Genomic DNA, 18,940 nt, shown 5'->3' with positions numbered 1-18,940 from the left:
GTGGGGGCCGCCTCTTCGCGTCACTGGTCCCAGACCATGAACGGGCGCAGCTCCAGCTGGCCGTTTCGTGCCATCGGATGCCGGGACGCGATCTCGATCGCCTCCTCCAGGTCCTCCACCTCGAGGATGTCGAAGCCGCAGATGACCTCGGCCGTCTCGACGTACGGACCGCGGCTGGTGAGCACCTTCCCGCCGCGCACCTTCACCACCGTGGAGTCGGCCTGCGGCGCGAGCACCTCCCCGATGACGCGCTTGCCGCTGGCGTCGAGCGGGTCGACCCACAGGTCGACATCGGACTCGTCGGTCTCGGCATCGGGCTCGAGCGATGTGACGACGAACATCATGTACTTCATGGGGTGATCCTTCCGGTTGTGGGCGGCCGTCCGCCAGCCTCACTCCGGTCGTCGCACGACCGACGGCGATCTCGACAATCACCCGAGGAGTTTTCCGACGCCTCTTCGTCCCCCTCCCCGGTGCGGGAGATCATCCTCCGGGTGGACCCGGATGAGACTCGGGGTGGACGCGGCGCCGCGACCCGTTCCGTAGCGTCGAAGGCATGGTCAGCACCACATCCACCGTCCCGGTCACCCGCCACCGCGAGCTGTCCACGGCCGCCGCACTGCTCCTCACGATCGGCGGCAACATCGTCGTCGTGACGATCGCCGCCATCGGAGTGGCAGGCGTCGCCGCAGCCGCCGTCGCCGTGTTCGGCCCGCAGCTGATGGAGCTGCTCTAGCTCCGTCGCCCCGCCGGGGCATCGCGCTAGCCTGCCGGAATGAGTGAGCGCGCCGTCCCGATCCTCCTCAGCCGCGACCTCGCCGAGACACTGTCGTTCTTCGAGCGGCTCGGGTTCGAGAACCGCGGCGCCCCGCCTGAGCAGTGGCAGTACCTGATCATCGGGCGCGGCGCGATCGAGCTGCATTTCACGGAGGATCCGACGGTCGACCCGCTGTCCACTGCGTCGATGTGCTACCTCTACGTCGACGACGCCCGGCAGCTCCACGCCGAATGGGCCGACCGCGTGGAACCCGATCCACCTTCGGGCAGCCGCATCGTCGCGCCGGTCGACACCGACTACGGCATGTGCGAGTTCGCCGTCGTCGACCGCAATGGGAACCTGCTGCGCATCGGCTCACTGCTCCAGTGAGCCCGCGTCGGCTCCGCCGGGTGGGATGCGCCCACCCGGCGGAATCGTCAATACACGAGCACGGGGACGGGGATCGCCGCCCGCGAGTCCTCGTAGTCGCCGGCATCGGCGAACGCGGTGCGGAGGAGGTGGACGCCCCGACCCGAGAGCTTCACGTCGACCGCGACCTTGCCCTTCGCGGCAGCGGTGAGCTCGACGCTCGCCACGACCTTGCCGTTGTCGGTGACGGTCACGGTGCCGACCGGCGCGGACCCGTCGGCGGCGGTGACCTTGCCCGCCACGGTCACGCTGCCGCCCGCTTTGAGCAGCAGCTTCGTCGGCGCGACGAGCGTCGTCGTGGCGATCGGCTCGCGGTCCACCAGCACCACCGCGGACCGCGCGGGCACCGTCACGGTCCCGGTCGAGGCATCCCACGTGGTCGTCTTCACGACCGCATCCGAGCCGTTCGCGAGCGCGGGCGTCAGCGAGAACGAGCGACCGGCGAGCGACGAGATCGTCTGGGTCGTCGGCTCGACTCCCGCGTTGAACACCACCAGCGCGCCCTCGAGCTCGGGGTCGACGTCCTCCCCGACGAGGTCGTCGATGAGCATCGTGAGCACGCCGGGTGCAGCATCCGGCCCGCTGTTCGGGAACGTGACCTTCTCGCCGATCAGCTCGGCAGACCCGAGACGCAGCAGCCCCACCTCTTCACGCACGCGGAGCAGATCGAGAGCGGATGCCTCGGCCGTGGCGATGTCGGACGCGGCCGGCTTGTTCGCCGGGTTCGCGAGCAGGGGCTTCTTGATCGCCCACGACGTCTCGTTGTCGGCCGCCCGCGGCAGACCCGACCCGAAGGTCGACTCCTGGCCGGTCCAGTCGATCCGGTTGAACCAGTCGCCCGAGTTGTAGCTGTTGCGGTCGAGCGACTTGGAGCGCAGCAGCTCGGTGCCGGCGTGCCAGAACGACGGGGTCTGCGCGAACGCCGTGGTCGCGAGCGACAGCGTGTTCATGCGGACGCGATCGGCCATCGTCGTGTCGGCCGGCAGCTTCAGCACCGACAGGTCGTACAGCGTCTCGTTGTCGTGCGCGTCGACGTACGTGATGATCTCGTCGGGCTGGTCGGCGTATCCGGCCGGCGAGCCGCGGTAGTCGAGCTCGTCGCCCGCCTTCACGGCACCCGTGTGATCGGTCAGCGTGTAGTCGCGGAGGTTGCCCGCGAGGCCCAGCTTCACGAGGTCGGTCTGGTGCGCGAGGTCCGCGAGGGCCTGCTCGGTCGTGCCGTTGATCGGCGCGCCGTTGGGGTCGGTGCCGAGGCCGGTGCCGAAACCCTGCTGCTGGATCGTCTCGCCGGCGACCGGGCTGCCGCCGTGGACGGCGTCGCGCAGGCGGTCGCTGAACGTTCCGATGCCGGTGCCGCCGAGCTGCCCCTGCGTGGCCTGCTCGAAGAGGGCGTTGTTCGCGACCTCGCCGAAGTTCCAGCCCTCGCCATAGAGGTAGATCACCTTGCCGTCGACGCCGTCGTTCTTGAGCGTCAGCTCGTCGAGCGCCGCGCGGATCGCGAGCATGTTCTCCTTCGAGTGGTGGCCCATGAGGTCGAAGCGGAAACCGTCGACCTTGTAGTCGCGGGCCCACGTCACGACCGAGTCGACCATGAGCTTCTGAGCGACCTCGTGCTCGGTGGCCACGTTCTGGCAGCACGTCGAGGTCTCGACGCCGCCCGCGAGGTTGAGACGCTGGTAGTACCCGGGAACGACCTGGTCGAGCACCGACGTCGGCGCCTGTCCCGAGGCCGACGTGTGGTTGAACACCTGGTCGAGCACGACCTGCAGGCCCATGCCGTGCAGCGCGCCGACCATCTCACGGAACTCGCCCACGCGCGCGCCGCCCTCGGGGTCGACGGCGTACGAGCCTTCGGGCGTCGTGTAGTGGAACGGGTCGTAGCCCCAGTTGAAGCCGTCGGCCTCGACGATCTTCTCGACGCACGCCTGCTGCTCGGTGCTGTCGGCCGCGTACGACGCGAGGTCGCAGTCGGGCACGGCCTGCCGCGAGCGGTCCTCCTCGATCGTCGCGATGTCGAAGGTCGGCAGCAGGTGCACCGTGTTGATGCCGGCGTCGGCGAGCTGGCGGAGCTGCTTCGTGCCCGCACTGTCACGGGTGAAGGCACGATACGTGCCGCGTTCGGCCTCCGGCACCGACTCGTCGGCGATCGAAAAGTCGCGCACGTGCAGCTCGTAGATCGCGCGGTCGACCGGGCGGTCGATCACGGGCGCCTTCGTCTTCTCCCACGCCTTCGGACGCCACTCCTTGTCGTCGAGGTCGATCGCGACCGAGCGCTCGGAGTTCGTCGTGAGCGCGACGGAGTACGGGTCGGTGACGTCGTTCGTCTCGATCGCACCGGTGGTCGGGGCGTAGACGACGACCTCCCACAGGTACTCGTCGCCCTTCAGCGACTTCGCACCCGCGACGGTCCAGATCCCGGATGCCGCATCCCACGTCGCCTCATGGCGCACGGGGTCGCCGTCAGTGCCGGCGTCCCACGTGAGCAGCGTCGCGCTCTGCGCGGTCGGCGCCCACAGCCGGAACGTGGGCTTCTTGCCCTGGAACGTCACGCCGAGGTCGGTGTCGGCCACCGCGTCGGCGTACAGGTCGTCGAGCACACCCGGGATCTGCACCCCGGTGAATCCCGAGAGCACGCCCTCGGCATCGCGTTGCGACACCGCCAGCTGTCCTCGGACGAGGGCCGAGGCATCCGTTCCCTCCGGCACACGGAGTGCGACGAAGCCCGCGAGAGCCGGGAACTCGGCCTTCTGTTCGGCGGTCAGGCCACCCTCGATCACCGTGAGGTCGATGGCGTCGCCGCCCGTGATCTCGCCGTCCGCGAGGACCACAGAGGCGTCGGCCGAGGCATGCAGCTGCCACGAGGCGTCGGCGGGGAGGGCGCCGAGGTCGGCCGGCCACGCGATCGTGCGAGCGTCGATCCAGTGCGCGCGCTGCTCTCCCACGCCGGCCAGCGGCGGGTCGGTGACCTCGATCTCGAGCACGTGGGTGGCGAGGGTGTAGCGGAAGACGATCCGCTTGCCGTCGCTCGCGCTGAACGAGTAGTTCGCGCCGCCCGGGGCTCCTCCCACGCCGTAGTTCTCGGTCCAGCTGAGGCCGTGCGCGACCTTGATCTCGTACGCGCCCGCGGGGATCCGGTCGGTCGAGAACTCGTACACACCGTCTTTGTCGCCGTCGGCCATGAGGGTCGCGAGGCAGTCGGGCGCCCAGTCGCCCGCGCAGCCCAGCTCGCTCTGCGCCGAGCCCGGCAGCGTGATGATGGGGCCTTCGACCGTCGACTGCACGATGTTCGAGCGCGGATCGAAGTAGAACGTGATCGGGCCGCCGGTGTGCGAGATGGTGACGTTCGCACCGCCCGGGACGCCGTTCGCACCGTAATTGAGGTCCCACGTGCCGTTGATCGCGACCTTGTACTCGTAGTCGCCGGCGGGCAGGTCGAAGGTGCCGGACCAGATGCCGTCGGCGCGGAGCGTGAGCTTCGCCGCCTCGCATCCGGGGGTCCAGTCGCCGGCGCAGCCCATCTCGGAGTTGAGGCTTCCGGGCACGGTCACCATGTCGATCGGCGACTCGGGCTCGTCCACCTCAGCGAGCGACACGGCGTTGCCCACCGACGCGTAGGTCGAGGCGGCGGCGTGGTGCCCGGCGGCGTCGGTCGTGACCGCGCGGTACTCGACGAGCGTGCCGTTCGCGAGGCCCTTCACCGTGTGGAAGACGCGCGGGTCGGTGTCTTCGGCGGTGCCGAGCGCGTGCCACTGGTCGGACCCGGCGACGCGCCACGAGAAGCTCGTCTCCTGCCACGTCGCGTCGTCCACGTCGGCGCTGACGGCGACCGAGCCCGTGAGAGCGGCACCGGCGCTCGGCGCGCTCACCGAGATGGCCAGGGGTGCCTCAGGAGCCGACACCGTCGTCCCGGCTCGGTAGACGACGGCCGACAGGGCCGGGACGGTGACGGGAGCCTGCGCTGAGGCATCCGTCGACACCGACGCGTCGGCGCCGTACACCGGAGCGAACGACGCGTTCGCAGTGAGCGTCGGGATGGTCACCGTCTTGGCGGCCGTCGTGTTGTTGAGCGCGACCAGGTATTCGACCTTCTCGTCGCGGTCGACACGCGAGAAGGCGTACACGCCGGCGCCGCTGTCGGCGTAGCGCTCGATCTGCGCGCCGGTGACCAGGGCCGGGTGAGCCTCGCGCAGCGCGGCGAGGTCGGCGATGCGCTCGTAGACCGGTGCGGCCGTGTCGTAGCGGTCGACCGATCCGGCAGTGGTGCCGTCGATCAGCTTCTGGTTCTGGTACTCGGCCACCTGCGTCGCGAAGAGCGTCTGGCGCGCGTCCTTGTCGCCGCCGGCGCCCGCGAAGCCCTGCTCGTCGCCGTAGTACACGACGGGCTGTCCGCGACCGAGGAACATCAGGTCGTGCGCGAGCAGGTCGCGCTCGAGCGCGTTCGGCGTGGACTGCAGCATGTAGCCGACCCGGCCCATGTCGTGGTTGCCGAGGAAGGTCGGCAGCGCCGTCGCCGACGTGTCGGTCGTCGTGTACCAGTCGTCGCCCGCGTACAGGGACTGCAGTCCCTTGGCGCTGTTGCCCGCGGCGTAGCTGACCGCCGACGACTGGAAGGTGAAGTCGAGCACCGAGTTCATGTCGGTGTCGCGGACGTACGGCGACAGCTTCACCGGGTCGGCGTCGTAGACCTCGCCGAACATGAAGAAGTCGTCTTTGCCGAGCGAGTGCGCGTAGTCGAGCACCTGGGTGGTCCAGGTCTGCCAGAACTCGAAGTTCACGTGCTTGGCGGTGTCGATGCGGAAACCGTCGATACCGAGGTCGATCCACTTCTGGTAGACGTCCACGAACCCGTTCACGACGGTGGGGTGCTCGGTCATCAGGTCGTCGAGCCCCGAGAAGTCGCCGTACGTCACCGACTCGCCCGACCACGTCGAATCGCCGCGGTTGTGGTACAGCGTCGGGTCGTTCAGCCAGGCCGGGACCTTCGCGGTCGTGTCGTTCACGACGGGCGTGTAGGGGAACGACGTCGCGGCGTCCAGCTCGGGGAAGGTGTCGGTGCCCGCGTAGTCGGTCGGGTCGAACGGGGTGCCGGAGGCGTCCTTGTACGGGCTCGTCGCCTTGTCGATGTACGAGTACTGGCCCTGCGTGTTCGAGATCAGGTCGGCCGTGTGGTTCGTGATGATGTCGAAGTAGACCTTGATGCCCTTGGCATGCGCCTCGGCGATGAGCGCCTCGAGCTCGGCGTTCGTGCCGAGGTGCGGATCGATCTGCGTGAAGTCGGTGATCCAGTACCCGTGGTAGCCGGCGCTCGCGTTCGCGCCCTCGCCCTGCACGGGGTTGTTCTTGAAGCTCGGGGTCAGCCAGATCGCGGTCGTGCCGAGGCCGTCGATGTAGTCGAGCTTCTCGCGCAGGCCCGCGATGTCGCCGCCGTTGTAGAAGCCCTTGTCGGTCGGGTCGAAGCCGGTGGTGAGGCGGTCGCCGGTGAGTCCGCCCTGGTCGTTCGCGGTGTCGCCGTTCGCGAAGCGGTCGGTCATCACGAAGTAGAACTGCTCCTGGCTTCCCGGCTGCCGCACCGGCGCGGCGACGAGCGCGTCGTCGTCCGCCGTGTACCCGGCGCGCAGGCTCTTCGCCTCGAGGCCGACGCGGTGGGTGTTGTCGTCGAACACGAAGCGCAGCGTCGACGGCCCGTCGATCGTCAGCGGGATGTTGTCGCCCCCGCCGCCCAGTCCGTACGACTCGTCCCACGCGTCGTTGACGGCCACTTTGTACTCGTACGAGCCGGCCGGCACGTCGAACTCGGCCGCGTAGACGCCCGCGGTGTCGGTGGCGGTGAGTTCGGTCGCCGCGCAGTCGGGCTTCCAGTCGTCGGCGCATCCGAGTTCGGACTGCAGGCTGCCGACGAGCGCGAACGTGCGCTCGGCGGCGGCCGCGGGCGCGATGGCGACCACTCCCCCCGTCACGATGAGCGCCGCCGCGGCAAGGCTGGCGGTGAGGATGCGGGCACGTCCTGAGGTCGACTTCGACACGGGAGCTCCTGGGGTGGGGCGGTGGGCACGCCGACGTGCCCGCGGTGCAGTTGTGCGGCCGACACTAACAGCCGGTTCATAGGAACTGCAAGCGCTTACATCATGAGAAGTCCTTAATCGAGCGGATGCCGCGACCCGAGGCATCCGTTCTCCTCCCGTTCACGCAATCGCTTGCAGAGACGATCAGGGAATGCTCAGCATCACGAGTTGATCTCGCCGGGCCGCTATCGGTCGATCGCGGCGCACACTCGATGCATGTGGTGGAGGTTCCTCAAGGCACTCAAGGTCGGTGAGCACCGCGTCGCGCCGACGACGTGGATCGCCGCGACCGCCGCGGTCGTCTATGCGGTCTCGCCGATCGACCTGATCCCCGAGCTCGTCCTCGGACCCCTCGGATTCGCCGACGACCTCGGCGTCTGGAGCATCCTCGCCCTGCTCGTGGTGCGCGAGCACCATCGGTGGCAGGCCCGGCTGCAGGCGCCGTAAGCGTCAGCCGCCGGCGACCGCGCACGCGCTCTGGATGCTCACGTGGAGGAGCCCGTCGACCGTGGTCTTGTCGCGGATGCTCAGGCGCTCGACCGGAAGGGCCGTGCTGTAGCGGATGTCCTCCTGCATCGCGCGGTCGGGGAGGTAGCCGGCGGCGTCCCAGGCGGCGAGGATCGCGACGAGCGAGGCTGCGTTGTCGGCGGTCGCCAGCTCCGTGGTCAATGCCAGACGGGAGCCGACCTCGCCGCACGGCGCAGCCTGCAGCTGCGCGGCATCCACGATCAGCGGAGAGCCGTCGGCCGTGGTGACGGGCGCCGCTGCGGCATCGATCGTCGTCGAGAACATCGCGAGCATCTCCTGGCGGGCGTCGTCGACCGTGAGCGGGTCGGGCGCGGGAGACGGTGAGGGAATCGGAGCCACCGCGGGCGCATTCCCGACCGCCGACACGGCACGGGCGACGAGAGACTCGACCTGGCCGCTGACGCCCACACCGACGATGGCGAGCGCCAGGAGCCCGCTGCAGACGACCCCGATCACGCTCCAGCTGGTGCGCCGTGCGAAAGCCCCCGCCACGGCGATCACGCACGTCACCACGAGAGCGACGGCGAGCGCCCCCGCCGCGAACATCAGGGCCGAGGCCGCCCGGTCGATCGCCTGCATCCATTCGACCGCGGTGCGGGGTTCGCGGTATCCGGTGTCGTCGGCGAGCACGCCCACGAGCAACGCCCCCGCGCACAGCACGAGCGTGCCGCCCACGACCGCGACGGCGAGGACCACACCGAAGACCCGGCCGACCGAGCGCAGCACCCGACGGATGTCACCGTCGTATGCACCTATCGTTTTTCGATCTGAATCCATCGAATAACGATAGGTGACGACCGGGCGCCGCGGGAAGAGCCGAGGTCCGGTCCGCGAGACAGCGCCCCGGGCGTGCTTCCTAGAGCCGTTCGATGATCGTCGCGTTGGCCATGCCGCCGCCCTCGCACATCGTCTGCAGGCCGTAGCGGCCGCCGGTCGCCTCGAGGTACGACACCAGCGTGCCCAGCAGGCGGGTGCCGGAAGCGCCGACGGCGTGGCCGAGCGCGATCGCGCCACCCCACGGGTTCAGCTTCTCGGGGTCCGCGTCGAGATCGTGCTGCCACGCGAGCGGCACGGAGGCGAACGCCTCGTTCACCTCGTAGGCGTCGAGGTCGCCGATGGACAGGCCGCTGCGCTCGAGGATGCGCCGCGTTGCGGGGATCGGCCCGGTCAGCATCATCATCGGGTCGTCCCCGACGACGGCGAACGAGTGGAAGCGCGCCCGGGGCGTGAGCCCCAGCTCGACGGCCCTCTCCTCGCTCATGATGAGAGCTGCGGATGCCGCATCCGTGAGCGGCGACGAATTGCCCGCCGTGATGCGCCAGTCCAGGTCGGGGAACCGGGTGGCGAGCTCGTCGGTGCGGAAGGCCGGTTTCAGGCCGGCCAGCGACTCCGCGGTCGTGCCGGAGCGCACCGTCTCGTCGAACGCGACGGCCTCGGGGCCGCCGCCCCAGACCGGCACGACCTGGGCGTCGAACGCGCCGCGGGTCCAGGCATCCGCCGCCCGCCGATGCGATTCGGCGGAGTACGCGTCGAGCTCCTCGCGGCTGAACCCCCACTTCTGCGCGATGAGCTCTGCGGAGACGCCCTGATTCACGAGACCATCGGGATAGCGGTGGGCGACGCCGTGCGACACGGTGCCGCCGTGGGCCGACGAGCCGAGCGGCACGCGGCTCATGGACTCGACGCCGGCGGCGATGACGACGTCGTAGGCGCCGGCGATCACGCCCTGCGCGGCGAAGTGCGCGGCCTGCTGACTCGAGCCGCACTGACGGTCGATGGTCACCGCGGGCACGGTCTCGTCGAAGCCCGCCGCGAGAACTGCCTGCCGCGCGACGTTGAGGGACTGGTCGGCGACCTGGCTGACGCATCCCATCAGCACGTCGTCGATCTGCCGCGACTCGAGGCCGCTGCGTTCGAGCAGCGCGGTGAGCACCCCCGCGACGAGATCGACGGGGTGGACCGCGCTCAGCGCTCCCCCGGGTTTGCCCCGGCCGGACGGGGTGCGGACCACATCGACGATGACGGCGTCAGGCATGGAGACCTCCTCCTTCGAGCCTATGCCCGGGTGCGGGCAGCGGCGCCGCCGGTCCGGGTGTCACGACACCCGGCGCGCCCGCGTCGTCCCCGCGTGTTGCGCCACATCGAGCGCTCTGCCGGCGTCAGGAAGCCGACAGAGTCGCGGCCCGGTCCTGCGCGGCCTCGAGCAGTCGTGGCACCCCCTCCTCGAGGGTCGGGCCGAACGTGTCGCCGGGGCGCTGACCGTCGAGCCAGCGGGTGTACAGCGCCTCGCAGAACACCGCGGCCTTGAAGAAGGCGAGCGTCTCGTACCAGGGCAGCATCGACAGATCGAGCGGATGCCGCGACGCGTACCTTGCGACGAGCTCCGCGGTCTCGGGAAACCCGTCCAACCGGGTGACAGGCGTCAGCTCGAGTGGCGTCGGCGCGGATCCGGGGCGCGCGTACGTGGCGGTGAAGTAGCCCAGGTCGGCGAGCGGGTCGCCGAGCGTGGCCATCTCCCAGTCGAGGATCGCCGCGACCCGCGCCGGAGTTCCGGGCGCGTACATCAGGTTGCCGATGCGGAAGTCGCCGTGCACGACGGCGGCGCGCTGGGTCTCGGGCATACGCTCGGCCAGCCACGCGGCGAGCTCGGCCACCGCGGGGAACGAGCGCCGCGAGTTCACCTCCCACAGCGCGGCGAAGCGGCCGACCTGACGTGCGAGGTAGCCGTCGGGTCTTCCGAGTGCCGCGACCTCGCCGGTGCGGACCGGAACGGCGTGCAGGTCGGCGAGCGCGTCGACGGCGGCGAACCCGATCCCGCGGCGGCCCTCGGCGTCGTCGAGGGCGGGGGGCACGGCATCCGTGACGACATCCCCGCTCACCCGCTCCATGACGTAGAACGGCACGCCCAGCACGGCGGGATCGTCGCTGTGTGCGACGATCTCCGGCACCGGCACGCCTGCCGCTCCCAGCACGCGCTGCACACGCGCCTCGCGGGCCATGTCGTGCGTGGAGGGCGGATGCGGCGGGCGCGGCCCGCGCCGCAGCACGAGGTCGCGGCCCGCGTACGCGATGGCATAGGTGACGTTGGAATGGCCCTCGCCGATGCGCTCCCACGCGAGCGCTCCGTCGCCGAGTCCGAGACCGCGGAGGTACTCCTCGACCGCGTCGACCACGAGCAGGGGCGGCCGCTCGAGTCCGGCCGCATCGCTCCAGGTCGCCACCGCCTCGAGGCCGTCGGGCCGCGTGATCACGGGGTCACCTCATCGAGCCGGGCAGCGCCCGCCTCGACCTCGCGGGAGCGAGCGGATGCTGCGCGTCGCGCGATCGCCCAGCGGTGGGTCTCGCTCGACCCGTCGTAGATCCGGAAGGGGCGCACCTCGTTGAGGTACTGGATGAGCGGCAGCGCGTCGGTGACGCCGTCGCCTCCGCACAGCTGCACAGCGCGGTCGATCACGCGGAACACGGCTTCGGAGCAATGCACCTTGGCGACCGACGACAGCGCCTCTCCCGCGCGCGGGTCGGCGCGCAGCATCCGTGCCGTCTTGTCGATGATCGCGTCGGAGGTCTCGAGGTCGATGACGCTGTCGGCCAGGAGCGCCTGCGCGACGCCGAGGTCCCGCAGGCGCGAGCCGAAGAGCTCGCGCGCGTCGGCGCGGTCGAGGGCGGTGTCGTGAGCGCGGCGCGCGAGGCCGAGCCAGCGCATGCAGTGGGTGAGCCGCGCGGGGCCGAGACGCACCTGCGCATACCGGAACCCCTGGCCCGGTTCTCCGAGCACGTCCTCGTCGGGGACGAGGCATCCGTCGAAGCCCACATACGGATGCCCGCCCGCGATGGCCCCCTCGATCGTGTGGATGTCGGGGCCGACGGTGACGCCGGGCGCGTCGAGTGGCAGCAGGAACATGGTCGCCCCCTCATCCCAGCCCTCGACACCCGGCGTGCGCGCCATGACGATCGCGAACGCGGCGCCGTTCGCACCGCTGATGAAGCGCTTCTGTCCGGTGAGACGCCAGCCGCCGTCGACGCGCTCCGCCGCAGTCGAGAGCGCCCGCGGATCGGACCCGGCGCCCGGGTGAGGCTCGGTCATCGCGAAGCTCGAGCGCACGTCTCCGCGCACGAGCGGCGCGAGGTAGCGCTCGTGCTGCGCGGGCGTGCCCGCCACGTACAGCAGGTGCATGTTCCCCTCATCGGGCGCCATGATGTTGAGCACCGCAGGACCGATGGGCGAGTACCCGGCCTCCTGGAAGACGGGCGACCACGCATCGATCGGGATGCCGAGGCCGCCGTACTCGACGGGCGCGTGGGGAGCGAACACCCCGGCGTCGCGGGCCTTCGCGCGGAGGGCGTCGCGGGTCGTGTCGTCGAGCGGCGCCCCGGGCCCCGGCTCCGCCGGGAGGACGACCTCGCGGATGAATGCACGCGTGCGGCCGCGGAGGTCATCGAGCTCGGCCGGGCTCATGCCGTGCCTCCCGCGCCGAGCAGGCCGCCGTCGAGGGTCAGCACCTGGCCGGTGATCCACGAGGCGTCGTCGCCTACGAGGAACGCCACAGCGCCGGCGACATCCTCCGGAACACCGAGCCGGCCCAGCGGATAGCCGGCCGCGACCTCCTCCTCCCGCCCCTCGTACAGTGCGCGCGCGAAGCGGGTCTTCACCACGGCCGGGGCGACCGCGTTCACGCGCACCCGCGGGGCGAGCTCGACCGACAGCGATGTCGTCAAGTGCGCGACGGCGGCCTTCGTCACGCCGTACCAGCCGATGCCCGGCGAGGGCACGGCACCCGATACCGACGAGAGGTTCACGACACTGCCGCCGTGCGCGCCCTCGCCGAGGCCGCGGCGCAGCGCCTCCTGCGTCCACGCGAGCGTCGCGACGACGTTGACCTCGAGGACCTTGCGCGCCGCACCGAGGTCGAGCTCGGCGAGCGGGCCGTAGACCGGGTTGATGCCCGCGTTGTTCACGAGGATGTCTATGCCGCCGAACTCCCGGACGACGCGGTCGAGCGTCTCGGCCCGGTGATCGGCGTCGTCGGCGCCGCCCGCGACGCCGATCGCGCAGCCCGCCGGCAGCGTCGCTACGGCGTCCGCGAGCTCCTCTGGATGCCGCGCCGTCAGGCACACGCGCGCCCCCTCCTCGGCCAGTCGCGATGCGATCGCGAGGCCGATGCCACGGCTCGCCCCCGTCACGATCGCGGTGCGTCCGCTCAGCGGTGTGGTCATCGTCGTCCTCACTCTCGGCGTGGTCGCCGCCGGTGCGGCCACGATGCCTTCGTTTAATCGTGCGTAAGAAACCGCGCCGGCACAACCCGGTGATCCGGCGGGATAGGCCAGGTTGCAGCATCCAGTTTCTAATGCATAATAAAAACATGCGTGCGGCGAGGACGCCGCATCCGCGACACGGAGGTTCGGCGATGACGCTGAAGAGAGACATCTACGACGAGGACCACGAACAGTTCCGCGAGGTGGTGCGCGCGTTCGTCGAGCAGTACGCCAGGCCGAACGCCGACCGCTGGAGCGCCGAGGGAAAGGTCGACCGCTGGCTGTTCACGAAGGCGGCGGAGGCCGGCATCCTGGGCTTCGCCATCGCGGAGGAGTACGGCGGCGGCGGGGCGGACGACTTCCGGTTCCACGCGATCATGGGCGAGGAGCTCGCGCACAACCCCGTCTCGGACGGCATGGCGGGCATCGCGCTGTCGAACGACATCGTGATCCCGTACTTCACCGACCTCACGAGTGACGAGCAGAAGCAGCAGTGGCTGCCCGGCATCGCCGCCGGCGAGCTCATCGTCGCCGTTGCGATGACCGAGCCCGGCACCGGCAGCGACCTGTCGGGCATCCGCACCTCCGCGGTGCGCGACGGCGAGGACTACATCGTCAACGGCTCGAAGATCTTCATCTCGAACGGCCAGAACGCCGACCTCGTCGTGACCGCCGTGCGCACGAGCGACGACCCGCACCGCGGGCTCAGCCTGCTGGTGATCGAGGCCGACTCCCCCGGATTCTCGCGCGGGCGCAACCTCGACAAGGTCGGGCTGCATGCCCAGGACACGAGCGAACTCGTCTTCGAAGACGTACGCGTGCCGGCCGCGAACCTGCTCGGCGCGGAAGGCGACGGGTTCTTCGGCATCATGCGCAACCTGCCGCAGGAGCGCCTGTCGATCGCGGCCGCGGCGGTGGCCGCCAGCGAGGGCGTGCTCGAGCGCACGCTGGCTTACGTCAAGGACCGCAAGGCCTTCGGCAAGCCGATCGGGTCGTTCCAGAACACCCGGTTCGAGCTGGCCGACATGGTGACCGCGACCGATGTCAGCCGCGCGTACATCGACCGGTGCATCCGACTGCACTCGGCCGGCGAGCTCTCGGCCGAGGACGCGGCGGCCGCCAAGTTCTGGACCACCGAGCAGCTCGTGCACGTGGTGAACCGCTGCCTGCAGCTGCACGGCGGCTACGGCTACATGCGCGAATACCGCATCGCGCGCGACTACGAGGACGCGCGCATCACGACCATCTACGGCGGCACGACCGAGATCATGAAAGAGATCGTCGGCCGGGGCCTCGGACTGTGAGGAGAGGCCACATGGCTGACGCATACATCTACGACGCGGTTCGCACCCCGCGCGGCAGGAACCGCGGCGGCGCCCTGCACGGCACCAAGCCCGTCGACCTGGTCGTGGGGCTCATCCACGCGGTCCTCGAGCGCAACCGCGGGGTCGACCCTGCGCTCATCGACGACATCGTGCTGGGGGTGGTCTCGCCGGTCGGCGAGCAGGGCGGCGACATCGCCCGCACGGCCGCGCTGGTGGCTGGCCTTCCCGAGACCGTGGCGGGCGTGCAGCTCAACCGCTTCTGCGCGTCGGGCCTCGAGGCCGTGAACGTGGCGGCGCAGAAGGTGGCATCCGGCTTCGAGGACCTCGTGCTCGCCGGGGGCGTCGAGTCGATGTCGCGCGTGCCGATCGGCTCGGACGGCGGAGCCTACGCGCAGGACCCGACCACCAACTACGACCTGCACTTCGTACCGCAGGGGATCAGCGCCGACCTCATCGCGACGCTCGAGGGCTTCTCGCGCGCCGACGTCGACGCGTATGCCGCCGAGTCGCAGCGCCGCGCCGACACCGCGTGGCGTGAAGGCCGGTTCGGGGGGTCGGTGGTGCCGGTGCGCGACCAGAACGGCGTGACCCTGCTCGACACCGACGAGCACCGTCGCCCCGACACCTCCGGGCTCGGCAACCTCCCCGCGGCCTTCGCCGCGCTCGGCGAGAACGCCGGCTTCGACGCCGTCGCGACACAGAAGTACCACGCCGTCGAACGCATCGACCATGTGCACACCGCGGGCAACTCGTCCGGCATCGTCGACGGCGCCGCCCTCATGCTCATCGGCAGCAAGGAGGCCGGCGAGCGCCTCGGCCTCACGTCCCGCGCCCGCATCGTGTCGACCGCCGTCACCGGCTCCGAGCCGACGATCATGCTCACGGGCCCGACACCGGCGACGCTCAAGGCGCTCGATCGGGCGGGGCTCGCCGCATCCGATATCGATCTCTTCGAGCTCAACGAGGCGTTCGCCGCCGTCGTCATGAAGTGGATGAAGGACCTCGACATCCCGCACGACAAGGTCAACGTCAACGGCGGCGCCATCGCGCTCGGCCACCCTCTGGGCGCCACCGGCGCCATGATCCTCGGCACCCTCCTCGACGAGCTCGAGCGCCGCGACCAGAAGCGCGGCCTCGCGACGCTGTGCGTCGGCGCCGGCATGGGCATCGCCACCGTCATCGAGCGGGTCTGAGCCCCGGCATGCGTCTCCACCGATCTCACGGAAAGAGAACACCTATGAGCACCACGATCGACGACACGGCCGTGTACCAGGGATACGCGTGGGAGCAGGATGCCGACGGCGACGTCGTCATCACGCTCGACGACCCCGACAGCAGCGTCAACACCATGAACCCGCACTTCGTCACGGCGCTGAAGGCGACAGCCGACCGGCTCGAAGCGGAGCGCGACGACGTCCGCGGGGTCATCCTGGTGTCGGCGAAGAAGAGCTGGTTCGCCGGCGGCGACTTGAACCTGCTGCGCGCCGCGGACCCTTCGCGGGCCGCGGAGGAGACGGCCCACATCGACGCCGTCAAGGCCGACCTGCGCCGCCTCGAGGTGCTCGGAAAGCCCGTCGTCGCGGCGATGAACGGCACGGCGCTCGGCGGCGGCCTCGAGCTCGCTCTCGCGGCGCACCATCGCATCGCCGCCGACGTGCGGGGCGCGCAGTTCGGAGTGCCCGAGGTGTCGCTCGGACTCCTGCCCGGCGGCGGCGGCATCACGCGCCTCGTGCGCATGCTCGGGCTGCAGAAGGCGCTGACCGACGTCATCCTGCCGGCGACGAAGTTCTCGCCGTCGGACGCCCTCGCGGTGGGCATCGTCGACGAGCTCGTGCCGTCGGCGGACGAGCTCGTGCCGGCCGCCAAGGCGTGGATCGCCGCGAACCCGGCGCCCGTGAAGCCGTGGGATGTGAAGGGCTTCCGCATCCCCGGCGGCGCGCCGAACTCGCCGTCGCTCGCGGGTGCACTGCCGGCGTTCCCGGCCTCGCTGCGCAAGCAGCTGAAGGGCGCGCCGCTTCCCGCACCCCGCGCGGCGATGGCCGCGGCGGTCGAGGGCGCGTACGTCGACTTCGAGACGGCGTCGAAGGTCGAGACCCGCTACCTCGTCGAGCTCACCCACGGCCAGGTCGCGAAGAACATGATCAAGGCGTTCTTCTTCGATCTCGGGCACATCAACGCCGGGGGTTCGCGCCCGGGCGGCTTCCCGAAGTACCGGGCGAAGAAGGTCGGCGTGATCGGCGCGGGCATGATGGGCGCCGCGATCGCGTACGTGTCGGCGAAGGCGGGCATCGAGGTAGTGCTGAAGGACGTCACCCTCGAGGCGGCCGAGAAGGGCAAGGACTACTCGCGGGCGCTGGAGGACAAGGCGCTCGCACGCGGCCGCACGACGGCGTCGACGTCCGAGGCGCTGCTCGCGCGCATCACACCGACCGCCGACCCGGCCGACTTCGCCGGCGTCGACTTCGTGATCGAGGCCGTGTTCGAGTCCGTTCCGGTCAAGCAGGGCGTGTTCGAGGAGATCCAGCACGTCGCCCTGCCCCACGCCGTGCTCGGGTCGAACACCTCGACGCTGCCGATCACCCTGCTCGCGGAAGGCGTGGAGCGCACCGACGACTTCATCGGCATCCACTTCTTCTCCCCCGTCGACAAGATGCCGCTGGTCGAGATCGTCCGCGGCGAGCGCACCAGCGACGAGGTGCTCGCGAAGACGTTCGACTACGTGCAGCAGATCCGCAAGACGCCGATCGTCGTCAACGACGCCCGCGGCTTCTTCACGTCGCGCGTCATCGGCCGATTCATCGCCGAGGCTGTCGCCGCGGTCGGCGAGGGCGTAGAGCCCGCGTCGGTCGAGCAGGCGGCACTGCAGGCCGGGTACCCGGCAGGCGCGCTGCAGCTCCTCGATGAGCTGACCATCTCGCTCTCACGGAGCATCCGCCTCGAGACGCGCGCCGCCGAAGAGGCCTCCGGAGCGGTGTGGGTGGAGCATCCGTCCGAAGCGGTGATGGACTGGATGGTCGTCGACGCCGAGCGCCCCGGGCGACGCGCGGGCGGCGGCTTCTACCAGTACGACGAGTCGGGCCGGCGCGTCGGCATCTGGCCGGGCCTGCGCGAGAAGTACGGCTCGGGACGCACGGTCCTCCCCTTCGAGGACCTGCAGGAACGGATGCTGTTCGCCGAGGCCCTCGACACCATCGCGTGCCTCGACGCCGGCGTGCTCACCTCGGTGCCCGACGCCAACATCGGGTCGATCTACGGCATCGGCTTCCCGGCGTGGACGGGAGGCGTGCTGCAGTACATCAATCAGTACGACGGCGGGCTCCACGGCTTCATCGCCCGATCGCGCCAGTTGGCGCAGCGGTACGGCGACCGGTTCCTTCCGCCTGCCTCCCTCATCGCGAAGGCGGAGGCGGGTGAGACCTATGAGTGAGGACGCAGTCGTGGGCGTTTCGTCTCGCGTCGCTCGCTCAGCGACCGATGAGCCTGGGTCTTCCGGCTTCGCCGGCTCACCCACCCCTGGTCCCGCGGCGTCGCGCCCCGCCGGCGGGGCGACCGATTCCTCCCGGTCGCTGAGCCGGGAGCGCAGCGACGATACGAGACGCGCGCGCCTGCGCACGCGCTTCACCGAGGCGCTCGGCATCGAGCACCCCGTGGTGCAGGGCGGCATGATGTGGGTCGGGCGCGCCGAGCTCGCCGCGGCGGTGTCGGAGGCGGGCGGGCTCGGCATGATCACCGCCCTCACCCAGCCGACGCCGGCCGACCTCGTGAAGGAGATCGAGCGCGCGCGCACTCTCACCGACAAGCCGTTCGGCGTCAACCTCACGATCCTGCCGTCGATCACCCCGCCGCCCTACGACGAGTACCGCCGGGCGATCATCGACGCCGGGGTGACGATCGTCGAGACGGCGGGTGCGAACCCCGAGCCGCACATGGACATGTTCCGCGAGCACGGGGTGCGCGTCATCCACAAGTGCACGTCGGTCCGGCACGCGCTCAAGGCCGAGAAGGTCGGCGTGACGGCGGTGTCGATCGACGGATTCGAGTGTGCGGGCCACCCCGGGGAAGACGATGTGCCGGGGCTCGTCCTGATCCCGGCCGCGGCGGATGCCCTCAGCATCCCGTTCATCGCCTCCGGAGGGTTCGCCGACGGCCGAGGTCTCGCCGCGGCGCTCGTGCTCGGCGCCGACGGCGTGAACATGGGCTCGCGGTTCATGTGCACCGAGGAGTCGCCCGTGGCGCGGGCGGTGAAGGAGCGCATCGTCGAGGCGAGCGAGCTCGACACGAACCTCATCTTCCGGTCGCTGCACAACACCGCACGCGTCGCGAAGAACGCGGTGTCGGACGAAGTGGTGCGCATCCTCGCCGAGGGCGGCCAGTTCCCCGACGTGCGCGAACTCGTTGCGGGCGCCCGCGGCCGGAAGGTCTTCGAGAACGGCGACCTCGACGCCGGCATCTGGACCGTGGGCCAGGTGCAGGGCCTCATCCACGACATCCCGCCCGCCGGCGAGGTCGTGCGCCGCACGGTGTCCCAGGCCTATGAGGTCCTGTCGCAGCGCCTGTCGCTGTTCGCGTGACGGCGGACTCCCCCC

At 70.5% G+C, this 18,940-nt stretch carries 14 protein-coding genes; 7 read left to right on the top strand and 7 right to left on the bottom strand.

The window, feature by feature from the left end; translation table 11 throughout:
* Positions 1–20 precede the first annotated feature (20 nt).
* Entirely contained in the window at positions 21–353 is a 333-nt protein-coding gene (locus RS82_RS11835; RefSeq protein WP_045299682.1) for a YciI family protein, read from the bottom strand.
* A 203-nt stretch (positions 354–556) separates the two neighbouring features.
* On the opposite strand from RS82_RS11835, the gene RS82_RS11830 reads away from it, so the two are divergent.
* Both RS82_RS11830 and RS82_RS11825 read left to right on the top strand, forming a co-directional pair.
* Positions 557–736 (top strand): hypothetical protein, encoded by a 180-nt coding sequence (locus RS82_RS11830; RefSeq protein ID WP_045299680.1) that lies wholly within the window; start codon positions 557–559, stop codon positions 734–736.
* Between the two features lie 39 nt (positions 737–775).
* Entirely contained in the window at positions 776–1,147 is a 372-nt protein-coding gene (locus tag RS82_RS11825) for a bleomycin resistance protein (RefSeq protein ID WP_045299678.1), read from the top strand.
* Positions 1,148–1,194: 47 nt separating this feature from the next.
* Here the strand turns inward: RS82_RS11825 and pulA are convergent, their stop codons facing one another.
* Positions 1,195–7,209: a pullulanase-type alpha-1,6-glucosidase gene (gene pulA, locus RS82_RS11820; RefSeq protein WP_245619597.1), complete on the bottom strand. Its 6,015-nt coding sequence runs from the start codon at positions 7,207–7,209 to the stop codon at positions 1,195–1,197.
* Between the two features lie 255 nt (positions 7,210–7,464).
* Here pulA and RS82_RS11815 point away from each other — a divergent pair, with 255 nt between their 5' ends.
* Positions 7,465–7,695, top strand: a complete 231-nt coding sequence (locus RS82_RS11815) for a DUF1232 domain-containing protein (protein WP_052676813.1) — start codon at positions 7,465–7,467, stop codon at positions 7,693–7,695.
* Positions 7,696–7,698: 3 nt separating this feature from the next.
* Here the strand turns inward: RS82_RS11815 and RS82_RS20735 are convergent, their stop codons facing one another.
* The 5 genes from RS82_RS20735 to RS82_RS11790 form a co-directional block, all read right to left on the bottom strand.
* Positions 7,699–8,553 carry a hypothetical protein gene (locus RS82_RS20735; RefSeq protein WP_157005547.1) on the bottom strand — a complete coding sequence of 285 codons (855 nt, stop codon included), beginning with the start codon at positions 8,551–8,553 and terminating at the stop codon, positions 7,699–7,701.
* Positions 8,554–8,632: 79 nt separating this feature from the next.
* Positions 8,633–9,811, bottom strand: a complete 1,179-nt coding sequence (locus RS82_RS11805) for a thiolase family protein (protein ID WP_045299676.1) — start codon at positions 9,809–9,811, stop codon at positions 8,633–8,635.
* A gap of 124 nt (positions 9,812–9,935) precedes the next feature.
* Complete coding sequence (locus tag RS82_RS11800; RefSeq protein WP_052676811.1) at positions 9,936–11,027, bottom strand: phosphotransferase family protein; 1,092 nt, start codon at positions 11,025–11,027, stop codon at positions 9,936–9,938.
* Positions 11,024–12,232 carry an acyl-CoA dehydrogenase family protein gene (locus RS82_RS11795; protein ID WP_045299674.1) on the bottom strand — a complete coding sequence of 403 codons (1,209 nt, stop codon included), beginning with the start codon at positions 12,230–12,232 and terminating at the stop codon, positions 11,024–11,026. Before RS82_RS11795 ends, RS82_RS11800 begins: the two co-directional genes overlap by 4 nt.
* The gene (locus RS82_RS11790; RefSeq protein ID WP_045299673.1) at positions 12,229–12,990 is read right to left on the bottom strand and encodes an SDR family oxidoreductase; all 762 of its coding nucleotides are present in this window, start codon (positions 12,988–12,990) and stop codon (positions 12,229–12,231) included. Before RS82_RS11790 ends, RS82_RS11795 begins: the two co-directional genes overlap by 4 nt.
* A gap of 191 nt (positions 12,991–13,181) precedes the next feature.
* On the opposite strand from RS82_RS11790, the gene RS82_RS11785 reads away from it, so the two are divergent.
* The 4 genes from RS82_RS11785 to RS82_RS11770 are packed head-to-tail and all read left to right on the top strand — an operon-like array spanning position 13,182 to position 18,925.
* Complete coding sequence (locus RS82_RS11785; protein ID WP_045299671.1) at positions 13,182–14,333, top strand: acyl-CoA dehydrogenase family protein; 1,152 nt, start codon at positions 13,182–13,184, stop codon at positions 14,331–14,333.
* A gap of 11 nt (positions 14,334–14,344) precedes the next feature.
* A complete protein-coding gene (locus RS82_RS11780) occupies positions 14,345–15,547 on the top strand; it encodes an acetyl-CoA C-acetyltransferase (protein WP_045299669.1) in 1,203 nt (400 codons plus the stop codon).
* Positions 15,548–15,591: 44 nt separating this feature from the next.
* Positions 15,592–17,781, top strand: coding sequence for a 3-hydroxyacyl-CoA dehydrogenase NAD-binding domain-containing protein (locus RS82_RS11775; protein ID WP_045299667.1), 2,190 nt, complete (start codon positions 15,592–15,594; stop codon positions 17,779–17,781).
* Positions 17,774–18,925 (top strand): NAD(P)H-dependent flavin oxidoreductase, encoded by a 1,152-nt coding sequence (locus RS82_RS11770; RefSeq protein ID WP_211255925.1) that lies wholly within the window; start codon positions 17,774–17,776, stop codon positions 18,923–18,925. Before RS82_RS11775 ends, RS82_RS11770 begins: the two co-directional genes overlap by 8 nt.
* Positions 18,926–18,940: the final 15 nt, after the last annotated feature.

This window comes from Microbacterium trichothecenolyticum (assembly GCF_000956465.1).
GTDB classification, from domain to species: Bacteria; Actinomycetota; Actinomycetes; order Actinomycetales; family Microbacteriaceae; genus Microbacterium; species Microbacterium trichothecenolyticum.
The sequence above is the reverse complement of the archived record's forward strand: the minus strand, read 5'-3'. Positions and strand labels throughout refer to the sequence as shown.